This window comes from Streptomyces sp. WMMB 322 (assembly GCF_900090145.1).
GTDB lineage: Bacteria > Actinomycetota > Actinomycetes > Streptomycetales > Streptomycetaceae > Streptomyces.
In genome coordinates this window covers 49,590-68,656 of record NZ_FMHI01000026.1, presented here as the reverse complement: position 1 = coordinate 68,656, position 19,067 = coordinate 49,590, and the positions used below count along the sequence as shown (strand labels likewise).

At 71.7% G+C, this 19,067-nt stretch carries 16 protein-coding genes and 1 pseudogene; 6 read left to right on the top strand and 11 right to left on the bottom strand.

Going from position 1 to position 19,067, the window contains the following annotated elements:
• The 4 genes from H180DRAFT_RS28245 to H180DRAFT_RS28230 form a co-directional block, all read right to left on the bottom strand.
• Positions 1-881: DUF885 family protein (locus H180DRAFT_RS28245; protein WP_139151458.1), on the bottom strand; the 881-nt coding region annotated here is incomplete at its 3' end.
• Between the two features lie 146 nt (positions 882-1,027).
• Positions 1,028-2,485: a GNAT family N-acetyltransferase gene (locus H180DRAFT_RS28240; RefSeq protein WP_254666223.1), complete on the bottom strand. Its 1,458-nt coding sequence runs from the start codon at positions 2,483-2,485 to the stop codon at positions 1,028-1,030.
• 57 nt (positions 2,486-2,542) lie between these two features.
• Positions 2,543-3,145 (bottom strand): DUF1990 family protein, encoded by a 603-nt coding sequence (locus H180DRAFT_RS28235; protein ID WP_107097797.1) that lies wholly within the window; start codon positions 3,143-3,145, stop codon positions 2,543-2,545.
• 75 nt (positions 3,146-3,220) lie between these two features.
• Positions 3,221-4,819, bottom strand: coding sequence for an alkaline phosphatase D family protein (locus H180DRAFT_RS28230; protein WP_055488996.1), 1,599 nt, complete (start codon positions 4,817-4,819; stop codon positions 3,221-3,223).
• 764 nt (positions 4,820-5,583) lie between these two features.
• Here H180DRAFT_RS28230 and H180DRAFT_RS28225 point away from each other — a divergent pair.
• From H180DRAFT_RS28225 to H180DRAFT_RS28215, 3 genes are all read left to right on the top strand, one after another.
• Entirely contained in the window at positions 5,584-6,567 is a 984-nt protein-coding gene (locus tag H180DRAFT_RS28225) for a hypothetical protein (RefSeq protein WP_254666222.1), read from the top strand.
• A 91-nt stretch (positions 6,568-6,658) separates the two neighbouring features.
• On the top strand, positions 6,659-8,185 hold the full coding sequence (locus H180DRAFT_RS28220) for an amino acid permease (RefSeq protein ID WP_055488994.1): 1,527 nt from the start codon (positions 6,659-6,661) through the stop codon (positions 8,183-8,185).
• 165 nt (positions 8,186-8,350) lie between these two features.
• Positions 8,351-9,406, top strand: a complete 1,056-nt coding sequence (locus tag H180DRAFT_RS28215; RefSeq protein ID WP_055488993.1) for a glutathione S-transferase family protein — start codon at positions 8,351-8,353, stop codon at positions 9,404-9,406.
• 80 nt (positions 9,407-9,486) lie between these two features.
• On the opposite strand, the gene H180DRAFT_RS28210 is transcribed toward H180DRAFT_RS28215, so the two are convergent.
• A complete protein-coding gene (locus H180DRAFT_RS28210; protein WP_079100473.1) occupies positions 9,487-10,359 on the bottom strand; it encodes an alpha/beta fold hydrolase in 873 nt (290 codons plus the stop codon).
• A gap of 182 nt (positions 10,360-10,541) precedes the next feature.
• On the opposite strand from H180DRAFT_RS28210, the gene H180DRAFT_RS28205 reads away from it, so the two are divergent.
• On the top strand, positions 10,542-11,435 hold the full coding sequence (locus tag H180DRAFT_RS28205) for an RNA polymerase sigma-70 factor (RefSeq protein WP_055488992.1): 894 nt from the start codon (positions 10,542-10,544) through the stop codon (positions 11,433-11,435).
• A 40-nt stretch (positions 11,436-11,475) separates the two neighbouring features.
• On the opposite strand, the gene H180DRAFT_RS28200 is transcribed toward H180DRAFT_RS28205, so the two are convergent.
• Positions 11,476-12,231, bottom strand: a complete 756-nt coding sequence (locus H180DRAFT_RS28200) for an SDR family NAD(P)-dependent oxidoreductase (RefSeq protein WP_055488991.1) — start codon at positions 12,229-12,231, stop codon at positions 11,476-11,478.
• A gap of 207 nt (positions 12,232-12,438) precedes the next feature.
• Between H180DRAFT_RS28200 and H180DRAFT_RS28195 the strand changes: the two genes are divergently transcribed.
• Entirely contained in the window at positions 12,439-13,251 is an 813-nt protein-coding gene (locus tag H180DRAFT_RS28195; protein ID WP_079100472.1) for a GntR family transcriptional regulator, read from the top strand.
• On the opposite strand, the gene H180DRAFT_RS28190 is transcribed toward H180DRAFT_RS28195, so the two are convergent.
• A complete protein-coding gene (locus tag H180DRAFT_RS28190; protein ID WP_055488990.1) occupies positions 13,238-14,401 on the bottom strand; it encodes an ROK family protein in 1,164 nt (387 codons plus the stop codon). The genes H180DRAFT_RS28195 and H180DRAFT_RS28190 overlap by 14 nt on opposite strands.
• A gap of 187 nt (positions 14,402-14,588) precedes the next feature.
• Between H180DRAFT_RS28190 and H180DRAFT_RS28185 the strand changes: the two genes are divergently transcribed.
• A complete protein-coding gene (locus H180DRAFT_RS28185; protein ID WP_055488989.1) occupies positions 14,589-15,029 on the top strand; it encodes a hypothetical protein in 441 nt (146 codons plus the stop codon).
• Between the two features lie 388 nt (positions 15,030-15,417).
• On the opposite strand, the gene H180DRAFT_RS28180 is transcribed toward H180DRAFT_RS28185, so the two are convergent.
• The 4 genes and pseudogenes from H180DRAFT_RS28180 to H180DRAFT_RS28165 all read right to left on the bottom strand — a co-directional run bounded on the left by H180DRAFT_RS28180 (position 15,418) and on the right by H180DRAFT_RS28165 (position 19,032).
• Positions 15,418-15,954: a GrpB family protein gene (locus H180DRAFT_RS28180; RefSeq protein WP_055488988.1), complete on the bottom strand. Its 537-nt coding sequence runs from the start codon at positions 15,952-15,954 to the stop codon at positions 15,418-15,420.
• A gap of 136 nt (positions 15,955-16,090) precedes the next feature.
• Positions 16,091-16,596 (bottom strand): annotated as a pseudogene (gene mug, locus H180DRAFT_RS28175) (G/U mismatch-specific DNA glycosylase).
• Positions 16,597-16,709: 113 nt separating this feature from the next.
• Positions 16,710-18,140 carry an adenylosuccinate lyase gene (gene purB / locus H180DRAFT_RS28170; RefSeq protein ID WP_055488987.1) on the bottom strand — a complete coding sequence of 477 codons (1,431 nt, stop codon included), beginning with the start codon at positions 18,138-18,140 and terminating at the stop codon, positions 16,710-16,712.
• 31 nt (positions 18,141-18,171) lie between these two features.
• Positions 18,172-19,032, bottom strand: coding sequence for an SGNH/GDSL hydrolase family protein (locus H180DRAFT_RS28165; protein ID WP_055488986.1), 861 nt, complete (start codon positions 19,030-19,032; stop codon positions 18,172-18,174).
• Positions 19,033-19,067 lie beyond the last annotated feature (35 nt).

The following is a 19,067-nucleotide window of genomic DNA, read 5'->3' as shown; positions in this document are numbered from 1 at the left end:
TGACGCAGCGCCTCCCACGGTGTGGCCGCACCCGGGAGGATCTTCTCCGCCTCGGTGCGCATCTCACCGAGCAGACGGTGGAATTCCGACCAGCCGTAGGCGTACGCCTCATCCAGGTCGAGGTCCGCACCGTTCCAGTAGCGCGCCCAGCGGGCGTACCTCTCGCGGCCGACCGTATCGGGTGACCCGGCGACGCCCGGCTCGTACACCTCGCGCAGCCAGTCGCGAAGCTCCCTGACCGCGCCGGTCGCCTCGTCGGCGGCCGACGCGAGAACCTCGTGCAACGCGTCGGGGCCTTCCGCCGCGAACGCCGAGAACCATCCCCGGCCGTCTCCGCCCTCGCCTTCGCCGACCCACTCGTCCAGCTGTCCGACGACGGTCGAGACCTGACGGGGGCCCGCGTGCAGTCCCTTGGCCAGGCCTGCTTCGAGAGATTCCCGGTAGCCGTCGAGGGCTTCCGGCACGGCACGCAGCCGCTGGGCGACGGTCGTCCAGTCGGCCAGCGTCTCGGACGGCATGACGGTGAAGATCGAACGCACCGAGTGGACGGGGGAGTGGAGGTTGCTGACGGCCCGCAGACCTTCCTGGGCGTCGTGAACGGCGAGTTCCGCCGTCAGCCGCTCCCGCAGCAGCCGGGCGCAGCGCCGTTCCGCCTCGCTGTCGGCGCCGGGCTGCTGCTCGGCTTCCGCGAGGCGGCGCAGCGTCGTGCGGCTCAGCTCGGCGAGGCCCTCCTGGCCCGCGGGGGAGAAGTCGGGGAAGCGGCTGTGGCTCTCCGGCACTCCGAGGTACGTACCGGTGACCGGGTCGAGTTCCACGAGCGCGTCGACGTAGGCGTCGGCGACCTGTCGCGGCAGGGGGGTGGAGTTCATGGGATCGGACATGGGCCCATCCTGGTATGTGCGGGCCCCCGGCGTCATCCATCCGCTGTGCCGGGGGCCGCGAGGCTCGGGCCGGCTCACCGGCCCGTCGCGGTCGCGGGGCGGCGGTCCCGCTCGTGACGGGCCCGCCCGCGCCGCCCCCCGGCCGCTCAGCGGCGGTCCTCGTGAAGGGAAGGGGCCCCGGCCGGCGTCACGGCAGGTGCGCAGGAGCGGGACGCCGGTGCGGAAGCTGAAGCGCTGCCCGCGAGGGCGGAACCATCACCTGCGAGGTGTGCGGTGATGACGAGCGTCCGCTCCTCGACCTGGTGATCGAGGGGCCGTGCGAGCTTGCGCATCGCGGCGGCCATGGCCGTGTTCGACGCCTGGGTGACGGCGTAGATCTCGCAGGTCCCTGCCTCGAGCGCCAACCGGGCCAGTCGGCGCAGCAGTTCGGTGCCGATGCCCCTGTGCTGCCAGTCGTCCTCCACGATCAGGGCGACTTCGGCCTCGTCGCCGTCCCAGAGCAGATGGCCGAGCGCGACGAGCTTCCCGGACGCCGTCCGGGCGGCCAGCGTCCGGCCGAAGTGCGGGGAGAGGAGGTGGCGCAGATAGCGGTCGGCCTCGTTGACCGGACCGTGGTAGCGCTGGGCGAGCGTCGCCGCCGAGCACCGCTCGTGCATCTTGACGGCCGCATCCAGGTCCGTGGTGTCCGCGCGCCCGACGGTGACCGGCAGGCCCTCGGGCAGTGTCAGGCTGTCCCGGGAACGCGGGACCCGGATGCCGGCTCCCAGCACGCGATCGAGCTCCACGAGAGCGGTGGCACGCGCGAACTCGGCCGGTGTGAAGGGAAGTTGGGGCCGCTCGATGACAAGGACGCCGCCTGCCGGGTCGGGCAGCCGCAGCACGGTCTCCTCGTACGTTCCCTCCGGTGGCACCTCCAGCGAGGACGGCACGCCGGAGAAGGGCGATACCGACGGCACGTACCGTACGGTGCACCGGCCCAGCAACTGACGCAGGGTGAGGGGCAGTTCGGCCGTGTCGAGGGCGGTGCGGGCGGCCAGGCGCAGCACGCGGGTAGGAGTGTCGACGAGGTCGTGCGAATCGGCGCGCTCGACCCAGGTGCTGCTGCCGCCTGCTCCGTTCACGATCCGCGTGAGGTCGCCCGCCTCCAGCTTCTCGGGAGCGCGCAGTACGAATTCGTCCAGGGCCTGCTCGGCGCCGGGCCCGGTGCCGCCGGCGGCGTTCTCGCCTCGCGGGACGGGCGCCGTCTGCGTGCCTGCGGCCGCGGTCTCCCCTCGCGGTCCACCGGGTGGCGGGGCCGCGGTCTCTCCGGGCCGCGGGCCCAGGGGAAAGGTCTGCAACGAGACGATGTCCACCCCCTGCCGGGCGAAGGCCCCGCACAGCTGCGCGAGCTTCCCCGGCTCGTCCGGAACGGTGGTGCGCATCCGCCACAGCGAAGTCGCCCCGGTCGGCTGGGACTTCACTCCTGCCGTGGCGGCGCCCGTGGCGTCTCCCGGCGGTGACTGCGGGCGGTGTCGGCGAAGCAGCGGACGGCGCTTTCCGAGGCCTGCGAAGAGGCCGCGGAGATCCTGCCGGGATCGCTGCTCGTTCTGTGACATGTCAGTCATGCCATCAACTCTCACGCACGGGCATTGCCCGATCAAGAACGCCTTGTGACCGATGAGTTAAGGATGTTCTGTCCGGTCGATGCCGCTTTCGTCCCCGGCCGCGCGAGGGCCGTGACCAGGGCCGCCTGCGCCCGTCTCCTCGCGTACGAGCCTGCGCAGGACACGCCCGCATCTGCGCGCGTACCACCTCTGGAAGACGGGCAGCAGGGGACCCGCGGCCACCGTGAACCAGGAGGAGGGCAGGCTGAATGCGAGGACCTCCAGCCGGACGGTGCCGTCCTCGTTCTGGACGACGACGAACGCTTCTTCGCCGCGCACCGGATGGCCGGGGAGCGTCCCGTACGCCCACCCGGTGCGCCGCTCTTCCTCAACCGTCCACACCACCCGGCACGGCGCATGGAGCCGCAGGGGCCCGGCACCCAGGCCCACGACGACCTTCACGCCTTCGGCCGCACGGGTCGCGCCGGTGCCGAAGCGCACACCGGCCGTCCGGTGCAGCCGCCAGGTCATCACCGCGTCCGCGGCGGCGGCGAATGCGGCGTCGCCGCGGCCCACCGTGCTGCTGACGCGCAGCGTGCGGAAGCCTTCCGGCCAGTGCGCGGGACTCTTCGCCGTGGCACCCACGCCGGGGTAGTCCAGTGCGTCCGAACGGTGGCTCACGCTGTCACCGGCCCGCAGCGCAGCAGTCCGGTACACACCGTCCGCGCCCCGGCCGGCTGCCACCCCGCCCGCCGCTCACTGGCCGGTCCGGCCCGGCTGCAGCACCTTCGTGAAGAGGACCTCGCCTCCCTGCTCCCGCAGCCGGACGGTCAACTCACCGCTGCCGCCGTCGATGTCGACCTGCCCGAAGTTCTGACCGCCTTCGCTGGGCGGCGTGTTGGCCTTCTGCGGCGCCTTGACGAAGGGCTGCGAGGGCCCGAAGGTGCCGTCGAGTTTCAGGGCGGGGAATCCGCCCGCGTTGAGCGGACCCGAGACGAACTCCCAGAAGGGCTCGAAGTCCTTGAAGGCCGCCCGCGACGGGTCGTAGTGCTGCGCGGAGGTGTAGTGGACGTCGGTGGTGAACCACACCGTGCCGGTGATGCGGTCACGCTTGATATGGCGCAGCAGCTCGGCGATCTGGAGCTCCCGGCCGAGGGGCTTGCCGGGGTCGGTCTGCGCGACACCCTCGAAGTCGGTCTTTCCGTCGGGCACGGCGAGACCGAGCGGCATGTCGGCGGCGATGACCTTCCACACCGCCCGCGAGCGCGACAGCGCCTTCTTCAGCCACGTCAACTGGGCCTCGCCCAGGATGCCTTGGGGGTCCTGCTTCTGAGTGCCGGGTGAGTTGGCGTTGCGGTAGGTGCGCATGTCGAGGACGAAGACGTCCAGCATCGGCCCGTGGTGGACGACCCGGTAGACGCGTCCGTTGCGGTCCTTCGCCGGGAGAGTGCTGAGCGGGTGGTATTCGCCGAACGCCCGCAGGGACCTGGCGGCGAGCGTGTCGACGTCCTTCACCTGGTAGCGGTCGTCGTCGATGATCTCGCCCGGATACCAGTTGTTGAGCACCTCGTGGTCGTCCCACTGGACGACGGAGGGCACCTGTGCCTGGAACCGGCGGAGGTTCCCGTCCATGAGGTTGTAGCGGAAGTTGCCGCGGAACTCCGCCAGGGTCTCGGCGACCTTCGACTTCTCCTCGGTGGTGACGTTGCGCCACACTCCGCCGTCCGGCAGTTCGACCTTCTCCACGATGGGCCCGTCGGCGTAGACGGTGTCGCCGCTGTTGAGGAAGAAGTCGGGGTCCAGACGGCGCATCTCCTCGAAGATCGTATAGCCGCCCCGGTCGGGATTGATGCCCCAGCCCTGTCCCGCCAGGTCCCCCGACCACAGGAAGCGCACGTTCCGGCGGCGCCGGTCCGGCGCGGTGCGGAAGGTGCCGCGGACCGGCTCTCCGGTGCGGCGCGGATCGTCCGGGTCGGAGAGGGTGACGCGGTAGAAGACCTGCTCACCGGCGGGGAGCCCCCGCAGCGGCGTGACGCCGGTGAAGTCGGTCCCGGGCCCCACCACGGGGCCTTCCCAGCGGCGCGCGCGACGGAAGGACTCCGTCGCCGAGGTCTCGACGAGCATCCGGGCGCGGCGGTCCGCCCGCACCCACACCAGGCCCGAAGAGACCGTCACATCTCCCGTCTGCACACCCCACTTGGCCTCGGGACGCCCGCTGAGCGCCTGCGACGGGGCGGCCCCCGACAGCACGGGAAGGGAGCAGGCCACGGATGCCGCGACCGAGCCGCGCAGCATGGCGCGGCGTCCCGGTGCCGTGCCGCCGGTCGTGCGGGAGATGGGGTCCTCGTGCGCCATGGACGAGCCTCCTGGATCGCGGATGGACGGAGCAGGCCTGTACGGACCGGACGGGCGATACGTACCACCGCCTCACGGGCGGCGCACGCGACACCTCGCAGAGCGCAGCGGTTAACACCGGACTCGGTGAACACCGCACTCAGTGAACACCGACGCCGCGGCGGCAGAAAGGGTTCCGCTGTCTTCTGCGTGCCTCGCGGTGTTCATGTGTGTATCGCTCCGGAGGCTTGACGGCCGTCCCGGCTGCCCCCAAGCTCTCTCCATGCGTCCTGACCTGGAGCGTCGGTGCGCTTCCGTGCGCACGCGCCCATGACTGCGCTCGCTGTTCCCCGGATGCCCGGTTCCCTGAAACGCGCGGCACCTCGAAGGGGAGATGCCGGGACCGCGGTGGGCAGGGCAGCGCGAGAGGGCGCCGGGAAGCCGCGGGAAGGGACGCGGGAAAGCGGTACGGATGCCGAAAGCCCCTCCCGCCGGGGGACTTTCGGCGCAGGACCGTCACATTCCCCGATGCCGCCCTGTGACCTCCGAGGAGTTAGGTTCGGTGATGAATACGGGACACGCGGCAACGCGTCCCTGCTCGCCTGCCAAGTGGCCGGCGCGGGCTGCTGCGTTCCCTGCCCCTGCCGTTGAGGAACTGCCGTGATGCCGCACCACCCGCCCCTGCCCCCGCACAGCCTGCCGCGCCGTTCACAGCCGCGCCGGGTGGTAACGGAGCGGAGCTGATGCGGCGGACCACCGGAGGGCACAGCCGCGGGATCCGCCCCGTGTACAGCCCGGCAGGCTTCGACAACGAACTGCGCGGCGCACTCGAGGAGTTGAGGGCGGGGCGTTGGATGGCGATGCGCGCGCTCCTCGACCGCACGGGCACCTCATGGGGGCTGCGGACGGCCCGTTCGCAGGTGCTGGGCGTCGTGGCGGCGGGGTCCCAGGTGGTGGAGGCCTGGCTCCGCGAGGACCCCCACAGCGCCGACGCGCGCACCATGCTGGCGAGGGTGGCCGTCGAGCGCGCCGTCCGCGCCCGTCGCGAAAACCACCACAGCGCGGGCGAGTTGGAGAAGACCGCCCGCCAGGAGTGCCACAGGGCCGCCGAGTTGCTGCCCGGCGACCCCGTGCCGTGGGTGTGCCTGCTGGCGCTGGCCCGCCTGGACGAGCGCCAGGAGCGGGGTGAGCACCGCGAACGAGCCGCGGAGCCCATGCTGCCGCCGGGCCCGTGGGGGCTGCTCTACCGCGTGTACGAACGCGACAGATACAACCGTGAGGCCCACCACCGGATGCTGCACTTCCTGCACGCGCGGTCCGGGGGAAGCGGGGCCTTCTCCTCGCGTGCCTCCGCCGTGGACTTCGTCCGCTGGGTCTCCTCCTGGGCCCCCGCCGGCTCCGCGCTGCTGGCGCTCCCGCTCTACGCCTATGTCGAGCAGTACCGGCGCCAGGTCGCCGAAGGCCGGGCCGATCCGCTGCTGCGGCAGCAGTGGGCCCACGATCCCGTCGCTCTCGATGCCGGCACCGCCCTGCACGGCTGGTTCGACCACACGGACCCCACCAGCCAGTCGGTGCTGGACCTCAATCACCTGGCGCACGCGCTGTGGGCGGGCAACCGGGCGGCGGACGCCGCGCGCGTCTTCGCCGCCCTGGGCCCGTACTTCACCCAGCAGCCCTGGCTTCAGGTCGCGGAGGATCCCGAACGTCCCGAAGCCGCCAGGGCGGAGTACTGCCGGGCACGCGAAGAGTCCTTCGCCGCGGACAGCTGATCAGGTTCCCGGCCGCACGCCGTCCGCCCCTCTCACCCTCGCCGCCCCCCGCTGCTCAGCCACCACTCCCTCGCACCACCAGGAGGTTCCGTTGCTACCCACGGTCAGGCATCGCCGTGACGACCGGATCGACGACGACGCGAAGCTGCGCGATCTGGGATACCAGCCCGTACTCATCCGGCGCATGGGCCCGTTCGGCAACTTCGCCATCAGCTTCTCCGTCGTGTCCGTCCTGTCCGGATGCATGACGCTCTACGGGTTCGGCCTGATAACCGGCGGGCCCGCGGTGATGGTGTGGGGCTGGCTGCTGGTCGGTCTGATGGTGATGTTCGTCGGTGCCGGGCTGGCGGAGGTCACCAGCGCATATCCCACCTCCGGTGCCCTGTACTACATGGCCGACCAGCTCGGCGGCCGCCGGTGGGGCTGGTACACCGGCTGGCTGAACCTCCTCGGACTGCTCGGGACGCTTGCGGGAATCGACTACGGCGCAGCCATGTTCACCGGTGCGCTCCTCAACCTTCAGTGGGGCGTGGACCCGACACCCGGCGTCGTGATGGTGATCTTCCTGTGCATCCTCGTGCTGCACGCCGCCCTCAACCTCTTCGGGGTGCGTCTGGTCAGCGTCCTCAACTCGGTCAGCGTGTGGTGGCACTTCGCCGGTGTCGCCGTGATCGTCGGAGTGCTGGCGCTCGTACCGTCCGAACACCGCCCGGCGTCCTTCGTCTTCGGCGAATTCGTCAACGACACCGGCTGGTCCAGTTCGCTGTACGTCGTGATGATCGGGCTGCTGCTGGCGCAGTACACCTTCACCGGATACGACGCCAGTGCCCACCTGTCGGAGGAGACGACCGACGCGGAGGTCAGCGCCGCGCGGGGCATCGTCCGCGCTCTCGGCTGGTCGTGGGTCGCGGGGTTCGTGCTGCTTGTGGGGGTCACCTTCGCCATCCAGGACTACGCGGGCACGCAGAACAGCGCCACGGGGGTGCCGCCGGCGCAGATCTTCCTCGACGCGCTGGGCCTGACCGGCGCGAAGCTGCTGCTGCTCATCGTGATCATCGCCCAGCTCTTCTGCGGCAACGCCGAGGTCGCCGCGACCAGCCGCATGGTCTTCGCCTTCTCCCGCGACGGCGCTCTGCCCTTCTCCGCGCTGTGGCGGCGCGTCAGCCCGCGTACGGGGACTCCCGCACCCGCCGTGCTGCTCACCGTCACGGTGGCGGCGCTGCTCGCGCTGCCCGCCCTCTACAGCGAGGCGGCCTACGGGGCGGTCACCGCCATCGCCGTCATCGGTATCACGCCCGCCTACGCCATCCCGATCTTCCTCCGGCTGCGGTACAAGGAGCGCTTCCGGCAGGGCAAGTGGAACCTCGGTCGCTGGGGTGTGCCGATCGGCTGGACGGCCGTGGTGTGGGTGGCCTTCGTGACGGTGCTCTTCTGCCTCCCGCAGTCGCACCCGATCAACGCCGACTCCTTCAACTACGCGCCCGTCGCCCTGGTCTGCGTGCTCGGACTGGCGTCCTTCTGGTGGGCACTGGCAGGGCGCGGTTCGTACACCACGCCCACCTTCAGCACCAGCAGCGGCGACCGTGAACTCGCGGAGATGAGCGAAGAGATCGTCTGAGACCCGTGGGCGGACCTCGCGCGGGTCCGGGGCCGAGGAGGTCCCCGGGCCCGTCGCAGGACGGCCGTCGCCTCCCTGCACCCCGACGGGGGCTCGGCCGCGGCGGTGGACCTGACCGCACAGGGGTAGAGGACCACCGCAGACCCACAGGGAAGGAACCGCACATTGAGCCGCGACGGCGACGCGACCGGCACCACCGCGCAGGACGGTACCGCGCAGAGCAACACCGCGTACGGAAGCAAGCCCTTCAAACGGTCCAGGAGCCACTTCACGGACCGGATCACAGCCGACGGCGCCGACGGCTGGCCCGTCGAGGCGGGCCGCTACCGGCTCGTCATCAGCCGTGCCTGCCCGTGGGCGAGCCGGGCAGCGATCTCGCGGCGGCTGCTCGGTCTGGAGGGAGCGCTCTCGCTCGGCATCACCGATCCCCTCCAGGACGACCGCAGTTGGCGCTTCACGCTCGACCCGGGGGAGAAGGACCCGGTGCTGGGCATCCGCTTCCTGCACGAGGCGTACGACGCACGCGAGAGCGAATACCCGGGCGGGGTGAGCGTCCCCGCGATCGTCGACGTCCCCAGCGGCAGGCTCGTCACCAACGACTACCAGCAACTGACGCTGGACCTGGCCACCGAGTGGAGCGACCTGCACCGCTCCGGCGCGCCGGATCTGTACCCGCAACCGCTGCGTGACGAGATCGACGAGGTGATGGAAGGCGTCTACCGGGACGTCAACAACGGCGTCTACCGGGCGGGTTTCGCGACCGGGCAGGAGGAGTACGAGAGAGCCTACGGCGATGTCTTCCGCCGCCTGGACGCGCTCTCCGCACGGCTCGCGGACCACCGCTACCTGGTGGGGGAGACCATCACCGAGGCGGACATCCGCCTGTTCGTGACGCTCGTACGCTTCGACGCCGTCTACCACGGCCACTTCAAGTGCAACCGTTCGAAGATCGCAGAGGACCCGGTGCTGTGGGCGTATGCCCGTGACCTCTACCAGACGCCGGGCTTCGGCGACACGGTCGACTTCGCCCACATCAAGCGGCACTACTACGGGGTCCACACCGGCATCAACCCGACGGGCATCGTGCCCGCCGGGCCGGACCTCTCCGGCTGGCTCGCCCCTCACCACCGTGAGCAGCTGGGCGGCCGGCCCTTCGGCGACGGCACCCCGCCCGGCCCGGTGCCGGCCGGTGAAGAGGTGCCCGCCGAGCACCGGCCCTGAACAGGACGGGACCCGGCGCCCGCCGGGTCCCGCACCGCAGCTCGTCCGTCCCTGCGCCGTCCCTCCGCGTGCGGCCCGCCTCAGGCCTCCCGTACCGTCTCCAGCACCAGGCGGGCCACGAGGGCGGGGTCGTCGTTCATCGGGACATGACCGCAGCCCGGCAGCGGCACGAGACGCGCCCCGGGTATCGCCTTCTTCGCCCGCGCGGCCTGACGGCGCAGCAGCAGCCGGTCCTTCTCGCCCCATCCGATGGTCACCGGAAGGCCGGGGATGTCCTGGTCGAAGACCACGTCCGGGCGCCGTCCGACCTCGAGCGTGGGTGCGAAACCGGTGGCGGAACGCATCGAGCGCGTCTCCGCCACCACGGCCTCGGGTGAACGGCGGCCCGGCCGCGCGTAGATGGTGCTGGTGAGCGCTGCCCGGCCGGCGGCGCTGCGGGCGATGCCCTGGAGCATTCCGTCGGGAATCCCCTTGGCGCCGGCGCGCATCCCCATCAGCACGGCGTACGCGTAGCGCCGCTCCCAGCCCTTCCAGAAACCTGCAGGGGAGAGGGCGGTGACGGAACGGGCGTGCCCGTGCAGCGCCAGCTCCAGCGCGAGCAGTCCGCCCAGGGAATTGCCCACCACGTGGGGACGCTCCAGGCCGAGAGCCGTGAAGGCGTCGTTCAGCAGCGGTATGACGCTGCCGAGTTCGTACGAGACGCCGTCCGGCAGTTCCGGCGAGGCGCCGAAGCCCGGCAGGTCGACCGCGATCACCTCGCAGGAGGCTGCCAGGACACTCAGTACCGGCTCCCAGGCCTGCCAGTGGTGCCCGATGCCGTGCAGCAGGACGACCGGCTCCCCGCTCCCACGGCGTTCGTAGGCGAGGTCGAAGTCCGGCCGCCCGTCGGGGGATACGTGTACGAAGGACTCGGTGACGGGCACGGGCGCATGGGGGGAGGCGACTGCGGCCATGGTCCACTCCTCGCTGGTTCTCCTACGGCGGGCACCGGACGGCCCGCCGGGGGCACACCCGTATGTAGACACAATGTCAGCAAGTGGCCCGGCGCGGAAGCCTTCTGCCGAACCAGCGGCCGGCCCGGCCGGGACAAGGTGGTGCGCACAAGCCTCCCGCAACGGGGTGACATCATGGGCCCGTGGACGCCGAAGAGAGCGACGGGACCGCGGTCTTCGAGGAGCACCGGCCGGTTCTGCTGGGGGTCGCCTACCGCATGCTGGGCCGCGTCGCCGACGCGGAGGACGTCGTCCAGGACACCTGGCTGCGCTGGGCCTCGGCCGACCGCGCGGAAGTGCGCCGGCCCCGCGCCTTCCTGGTCCGCGCCACCACACGGCTCGCCCTGGACCGGCTGCGCTCGGCCCAGTCGCGCCGTGAGACCTATGTCGGCCCGTGGCTTCCCGAACCCCTCCCCACCGACGTCCACGCCGAGGCGGTTCCCGACGGCGCGGACCGCGTGATCCTGGCCGAGTCCGTCTCCGTCGCCGTACTCGTGGTCCTGGAATCCCTCTCCCCGCTGGAGCGCGCGGTGTTCGTGCTCCGCGAGGCCTTCGGATTCCCGCACGAGGAGATCGCCGCCGCCCTGGACCGCACCCCGGCCGCCGTGCGGCAGCTCGCCGCGCGCGCCCGCAGCCACGTGGCGGAGCGCACGCCCCGCTACGAGGTCGACCCCGGGCAGCAGCGCGAGCTGACCCAGCGGTTCCTCGACGCGGCCACCAGGGGAGACCTCGACGGGCTGCTCGCCATGCTCGCTCCCGACGCGCGTCTGGTCGGCGACGGCGGCGGCAAGGCCAAGGCGCCCATGCGGACGATCACTTCAGCCGGCAAGGTGGGGCGCTTCATGGCCGCCATCGCCCAGCAGGGCGTCGCGGACCTGGAGTTCGAGTTCACGGAGCTCAACGGCGCGACGGCCTTGGTCGGTTCGGTCGGCGGCAAGCCCACCGCCGTCATGCTCCTGGACGTGGCGGACGGCGTCATCCAGAGCGTGTACCTGGTCGCCAACCCCGACAAGCTGGCCCACCTCCAGGCGCCGTGAGCCGTGCCGGCGCAGGCGCATGCCGTGAGCGGTCCGCTCCTCAGGCCCCGCCGGCAACCCTCAGCACCGCGCCGCTGGTGAACGACGCCTCGTCGGAGAGCAGCCAGGCCACCGCGGCCGCCACTTCCCCGGGTTCGCCCGGGCGCCCCGCCGGGATCGTCCGGGCCTTCTTCCAGGGCCGTTCGGCGTCGCCCATGGTGGCGTGCATGTCGGTGAGCACGGCTCCCGGCTGAACGGAGTTGACCCGGACTCCCGCCGGCCCGAACTCCTTGGCGAGGCCGACCGTCATCGCGTCGACGGCGGCCTTGGATGCGGCGTAGTGCACGTACTCGCCCGGTGCGCCCAGCGTCGCGGCTCCGGAGGAGATGTTGACGATGCTGCCGCCGTCGCCGCCGTGCGCCGTGGACATCTCCAGCAGGGCGCGCCGTGCGCACAGCAGCGTTCCCAGGACGTTCACGTCGAGGACGCGGCGGATCACGTCCGTGGGTGTGCCGGTGAAGCGTCCCAGGGGCCCGGTCACTCCGGCGTTGTTCACCAGGCCCGTCACGGGCCCGAGTTCGTCGCGCACCGTGTCGAAGAGCCGGTCCACCTCTGCCTCGACACTGGTGTCCAGCTGCACGGGTACTGCCCGCACGCCGTGTGCGCGTACGGCACGTGCGGTCTCCTCGGCGGCCTCGCGGGAGCGCTCGTACCCGACGGCGATGTCGTGGCCGGCCCGTGCCAGGCGTACGGCGACGGCGGAGCCGATGCCGCGGCTTCCGCCGGTGACGACCGTGATCCGCTGCTGCTCCGCCATGAGCCCTCCGTCTCCGCACACCATTGAACGATGATCGATCATCCCACCCGTCATGCCCGCTGACCAGCCTCAGGCTCCACCTTATTGGTCTTGACCAAGCCCCGGGCTCGCCCTAGGGTCGGCCATACGCAAGGACCTTTAAAAAACAAGCTCGTATAAAGCCCCGTCCCGCGCGGGCCGGTGGATGCAGGGGAAGGCGGAGCCACAGTGGGGACCACACAGCTGGATGCGGTGCCGGAGCCGAAGTACTGGCACTTGAAGACCGTGCTGTCGGACGCGCTGGACTCCGAGTTCGAGGTCGGCGAGATCCTGCCCAACGAGCGGGAGCTTGCCGCCCGGTTCGGCGTCGCGCGCGCCACCCTCCGGCAGGCCCTCGAACAGCTCGAACTCGAAGGCCGCCTCCAGCGCCGGCGCGGCGTCGGCACCACCGTCGCACCGCCCCGTTTCGGCGTGGACGTCGGTCCGGGTGAGCAGGGATGGCCCGGCAGCCCGGACGACGCGTGGCAGACCGGCGAGAGCGATGAGACGACCCCGCCCGCGGGCGTTGCGGCGCTGCTGGGCCGGGACGCCGGCGAACCGGTGCACTCGGTGCGCCGCACCCGCATGACCCACGGCCAGCCCGTAGCGACGGAAGTGCTGTACGTGCCGCACTCCTCGGTGCCCGGGCTTCCCGCGATGGACTCCGGAGGCACCGCCCGTGGCCGCGCCGTGCTCCGCGAACTGCACCGTCTCGAACTGGAGGGCAAGGAGCGCACGGTGGAACTCGGCTCCGTGCGCGCCGACGACGCCCGTCAGCTCGACCGGCTGCCCGGCGCTCCCGTGCTGGTCGTCACCACCCGCTACGTCTCACAGGGCACGACCGCCGCCGTCTCCGTCTCCACGTACCGCGCCGACACCTGCCGCCTCACCTTCGGAGACAAGGTTCCCGAGCCCGTGGTGCCGGCCCCCGAGAGCCCCGCTCCCGAAGGGGCGCCCCGACGCCACCGCGCCGCGGCCGCCGGGCGGCTCAGTCACTGTTGACGCTGAAGAGCTCGCTCTCGACCTTGTCGAGAGCGAGCCGCAGCGCGCCCGTGGCGACTGCCGCTTCACCCAGCTCCGACAGGGCGACACGCGGCGGCCGCAGGCAGTAGCGCTCCAACTCGTCGCGCAGCGGCCCCAGTACGTCGTCCAGTCCCGAGGCCCAGCCCCCTATGACCACCAGCTCCGGGTCGAGGGCCAGCACCAGCGCGGCGACATCGTGGACGAGGCGCTGAACGAACCGTTCCATCGCGCGCTCGGCCTGCTCGTCGCCCGCACGCGCGAGGGCGAAGACGCGGGCGACGGCGGCCTCGTCCAGGGGGTGCAGCGGCTCGCCCGTGGTCGACAGCAGACGCTCCGGGGTCGACTCGCGGCCCAGCAGGTGCAGCGCGCCGATCTCGCCCGCCGCACCGCCGAACCCCCGGTGCAGCCGCCCGCCGATCAGCGAGCCCGCCCCCGGGCTCAGCCCGACGAGCACCATCACGACATCCTCGGCACCTTCCGCCGCGCCCTGCCAACGCTCCGCGACGACAGCGGAGTTGGCGTCGTTCTCCACGATCACCGGGCAGCCGAAGGCCGTCTCCCGCAGCTTCTCGCCCAGCGGCAGGCCCGTCCAGCCGGGCAGTGCCGTGCTCAGCCGTACGGTGCCGTCCGCCTCGACGATTCCCGGGGTGCCCACACCCACCGCGCGCAGCGAGCCGCATCCGGTGCCGCTCACGTCGATGAGCTCGGAGACGGTGCTGTGTGCCTGTACCAGCCGCTCGACGGCGGGGGTGTCCTCGTCCACCTCCCGGGTGACCGTGCCGGCGATCTCGCCCGTCAGGTCGGAGAGCACGGCGGCTATCCGGTGGGCGCCGATCTCCACGCCGATGGCGTGCCCCGCCTCGGCCCTGAAGCGGAACCGCCGGGCGGGGCGGCCGCGCCGCGCCGCGCGCGGTGTGCCGGCGGGGCTTCCCTCGGCCTCGGCCGCGAGCCCCGCACCGACGAGGCCCTCGATCACGCCCTCCACGGTGGGACGTGACAGCTCGGTGGCGTTCGCCAGGTCCGTGAGGGTCAGCGGAGACCGGCCGAACTCGGTGCGCAGCACGCGCAGTACAGCGGTCGAGTTGATCCGTCGCAGCAGAGAGGGATCCCTGCCGGAGAGCCGCGTCAAGTCCGCCTCCTTGCCTCCACCCTGAGCCGGATGGTATCCGGAAGCCGGAGTTACCGCGAGTAGACCCAACTCCAGTCAGAACAGGGGAAGTTGATGCACTTCGGCGCGGAACTGCTTCCGACGCCGGGGATGCGCGGGCCTGGGACCCGCCCGCCCGGATGTCGGCGGGCGGAGGTTTACTGGAGGAATGAGCGACCTGGCCCAACACCTCGCCACCATCGACGTGTTACGCGACCGTCCGTTCCCCGAGCAGCGAGGGCGGCAGGCCGAAGTGGTCAGCGGTCCCGGCTACCACCTGGCGGAGCTGGCCACGAGCGAGGAGTTCTGGGAGGGCGACGGCGCGGGCCGGCTCACCACCGGGGAGCAGTACGAGGCGGAGTGCGGGGCGTTGAGCCGGCTGCTCACCGGGCGGTGGGGCGAGCCGCAGCTGGTCAGCCTGAGGGGCACCCTGATGCGCGGCGCCGAGGGGGAGGAGATGCCCGAGCCCTGGCAGGGGCTGAGCGCGGGCGTCCCCTACGTGGAGCTGTGGCAGACGGAGGGCCGGTGGGTCGCTGTGGGCGTATCGCAGCTGGGCCCTGCACTTCCCTTCCAGCTGATCGCAGCCGTCACGGTCAACGACCCTCCCTAGGCGGGTTGTTCCGGCACGCCGGTGACGGGGAGGCGGGGTCTGGCACGCGTTCCCCCGGCCGCCGGCCGGGGATGCCCCCACGCTGCGTCGCCGGTCGTCGGCGCAGCCCTCCCCCTGGGTTCGCCGGGGTGGGGTCTCCCCCGCGGAGCCAGGGGAAGTACCCTCAGCGCTCTCTCCCCCTGGGCCTGGCCGCCCGGGAGGTACCCCGACCCTCCGCCTTCCGATCGCACGTACCAGCCACCGCGCGCCCCACCCTGCTCAGGCTCGCCCCGGCCGCCAGGCCCAGAGGAGGGCGACGCTGCTTTGCGGACACGCCCCAGCCTCGTGCCGGGCCTCGGCGGTCAGTCCGCAGACCGGGCCGTGTGCCGGGTCGCGCGCAGGTCTGGGCTCACTCCTCCCAGACCGGTACGAGAGGCAGCCCTCGGGCGGCACGCTCCTGGTCGACGACGCGTTGGATCAGTTCCGTCTTGCGCTTGGTGTACGCGAGCCCGTCCTCTGCATCGGCAGCGGCACGCCGCTTCAACTCGCCGTATTCCTGTGCCACTTGCGGATGCGAGCGCAGGTGGTCACGGAAGAGCCGCTCGTTACGCGTGTCCCAGGTGTCGGCTGTGACGATGTGCAGGTGATGACTGCGCCGCCCGTCGGCACGGCTCCGGAAGTAGAACAGCCGACCGGGCATCCCGGTCTCCTGCAAGCGGTAGCCCAGCCGTCTCAGGGCGGCTCTCCGCCCCGCGGTGACATCGTCCAGGGTGGTGACCGACGCCATCAGATCGATCACCGGCTTGGCGGCCAGGCCCGGAACAGAGGTGCTGCCCACGTGCTCGACGTCCAGGAACAGCCCGGGTGCGGCGTCGATCAGCTCCGCACCGGCCTCGGTGCCCTCTCTGCGCCAGGCTGAGTCGTAGTCCACTATCTCAACGGCCATCCGCGCATTTTACGGGCGGACGGAACCAACGCTCAGAAGCCGGATGAGGTGCGTGTGCCGGCTCGGTCCGGTGCTGCCGTTCCACATGATCGCCGCGGTGACGGGCAACGGCCCTCCCCGGCCGCCGAATTCGGCCTCAGCGTTCTGCCTGCGCCCCGGCCGCCTCCCTCAGCCGGGAGAACTCCTCGGCCATGGCCTTCGGCGTCCAACGGGCGTTCAGTCCGCTGGGGTTGGGAAGTACCCACACACGCGCACCGCCGATCGGCTGCTCCTGCGGGCCGATCCGGGCCGTGCGTTCGCCGAAGGCGGTGCGGTATGCCGTCACGCCCACCACGGCCAGCCACCGCGGCCGCAACCGTGAGACCTTGCGGGCGAGCCGGCGGCCGCCCTCCCGGTACTCCTCGGCGCTCAATTCGTCGGCCTGCGCACTGGCCCGCTGCACGACGTTGGTGATGCCCAGCCCGTACTTGAGCAGTTCGCGCTCCTCGTCCGGCCGCAGCAGGCGCGGCGTGAATCCGGACGCGTGCAGCACGGGCCCTGGGGGCACCTCCCGGACGGAGTCCGGGGGAGGTTGCCGGGACGGGCGAAGTGGTGGCCGGTCGCCGCCGACATCAGCCCCGGATTGATACCGCAGAAGAGCACGTGCAGCCCTTCTGCCGTCACGTCCGGTACGAGCTTGCCGCGGGCGGCCTCCAGCTCCTCCCTGGAGGCACCTCCCGGACGAGGTCCGGGGGAGAAGCGGGTTGCACGCCGCGTCAGAGGATCGCCCCCGGCGTGTAGGCCGCGGCCTCCGGGTGCTCCTTCGTGATCTCCTCGATGCGGGCGATCACCGCACCGACCTGGCCCGCGGCGGCGCCCGTGAAGGCCAGCCGGTCGTCCATCAGAGCGCTCAACTCCCCGCGCCCGAGGGGGATCCGCCCGTCCTCGGCCAGCCGGTCGAGGAGCTCGTTGCGTTCCGCTCCCGCCCGCAGCGCCAGCGCCGAGGCGACCGCGTGCTCCTTGATGACCTCGTGTGCGCTCTCCCGGCCGACTCCCGCCCGTACGGACGCCATCAGGACCTTCGTGGTGGCCAGGAAGGGCAGATAGCGGTCGAGTTCGCGTTCCACCACGGCGGGGAAGGTGCCGAACTCCTCGAGCACCGTCAGGAAGGTCTCCATCAGCCCGTCGAGGGCGAAGAAGGCGTCGGGCAGAGCCACCCGGCGTACCACGGAGCACGAGACGTCGCCCTCGTTCCACTGGTCACCGGCCAGTTCGCCCGTCATCGACGCGTAGCCGCGCAGGACCACCATCAGGCCGTTGACGCGCTCGCAGGACCGCGTGTTCATCTTGTGCGGCATGGCGGAGGAGCCGACCTGGCCCTCCTTGAAGCCTTCGGTGACCAGCTCCTGCCCGGCCATCAGCCGGATCGTCTTCGCCAGTGACGAGGGCGCCGCGCCCAGCTGGACCAGTGCCGTCACCGCGTCGTGGTCGAGGGAGCGGGGATAGACCTGCCCGACCGAGGTGAGTGCGCGCGCGAAGCCGAGATGGGAGACGACCCTGCGCTCCAGTTCGGCGAGCTTCTCCTCGTCCCCGCCGAGCAGGTCCAGCATGTCCTGCGAGGTGCCGACGGGGCCCTTGACGCCGCGCAGCGGGTAGCGCGCGAGCAGCTGCGTCAACCGCTCGTAGGCGATGAGGAGTTCGTCCGCGGCGGTGGCGAAGCGCTTGCCCAGAGTGGTGGCCTGCGCGGCCACGTTGTGCGAGCGTCCGGCGACGACCAGTTCGGCGTGCTCCCCGGCCAGCCGGCCCAGCCGGGCCAGCAGCGCGACGGTGCGGTCACGCGCCAGCTCCAGCGACAGCCGGATCTGCAGCTGCTCGACGTTCTCCGTCAGGTCCCGGGAGGTCATGCCCTTGTGCACGTGCTCGTGCCCGGCCAGCGCGTTGAACTCCTCGATGCGGGCCTTCACATCGTGCCGGGTGACCCGCTCCCGTGCCGCGATGGACGCCAGGTCGACGTTCCCCAGGACACGCTCGTAGTCGGCGACGGCCGCCTCGGGTACGTCCACACCCAGGTCGCGCTGGGCCCGCAGTACCGCCAGCCACAGCCGCCGCTCCAGCACCACCTTCTCTTCGGGGGACCACAGCCGGGCCAGCTCGGCGGAGGCGTAGCGGGAGGCCAGGACGTCGGGGATGCGGGGCTTGTCAGTCACAGCCCGATTCTACGGGGTGGCGCCCCGGCCTCTACGGGGTGTCCTCGCAGGCCAGCGCTGTCAGCTCGGGGCGCTTGGGAGTGCGGCCGTCGCCGCTGGAGCGTCCGGTCAGCCGCCGGCCGATCCACGGCAGCAGGTGTTCCCGTGTGAAGCGTGCATCGGCCCGGCGCCGGGCGACCCATGACTGTGAGGGGGAAGGAGCGAGAGGGGCGCGCCAGTCCGAGACGGCGGAATGACCCAGCTGCTGGCACACCGCTTCGGCCACCCGGCTGTGTCCCTCACCGTTCAGGTGCAGCCGGTCGTCGGCCCACAGCCGCGGATCGGCCAGCGGCCCTCCGGTGTAGAGGTCGACGACTGCCGCACCGTGCCGTCCGGCCAGGTCGTCGATGAACTCGAACAGGTGCTCCATGCGGGCCCGGTAGCGCTCCAGCCCGGGGCCGTTGCGCCCGGGACTGCGCATCAGCACCAACTGCCCGCAGCCCGGCGCCAGTTTGCCCACGCACTCCTCCAGGACACCGCACACCCTGCCCATGTCGCACCGGGGCCGCAGCGTGTCGTTGAGGCCGCCGACGAGCGTCACCAGGTCGGCGTTCATCGCGGCGGCCGCGTCCACCTGTTCCGCGGCGATCTGCCCGATGAGCTTGCCGCGCACGGCGAGGTTGGCGTACCGGAAGCCCTCCTCCGCGGGCGGCCCGGAGGCCGGCCGCGCGGCAGCGCCCGCTGCGTGGGTGGCGAGGCGCCTCGCGAGCAGGTCCGCCCAGCCGCGGTAACTGCCGTCCGGAAGGCGGTCGGACATTCCTTCGGTGAAGGAGTCGCCGATGGCGACGAAGCTGCGTATGACGGGGGTCTCACGGGCCCCGGAGGCTTCTGGGGAGTCCTGCGCGGTGTTCACGGCCGTTCATCGTATCCGGTGCTCAGGGCGACCTT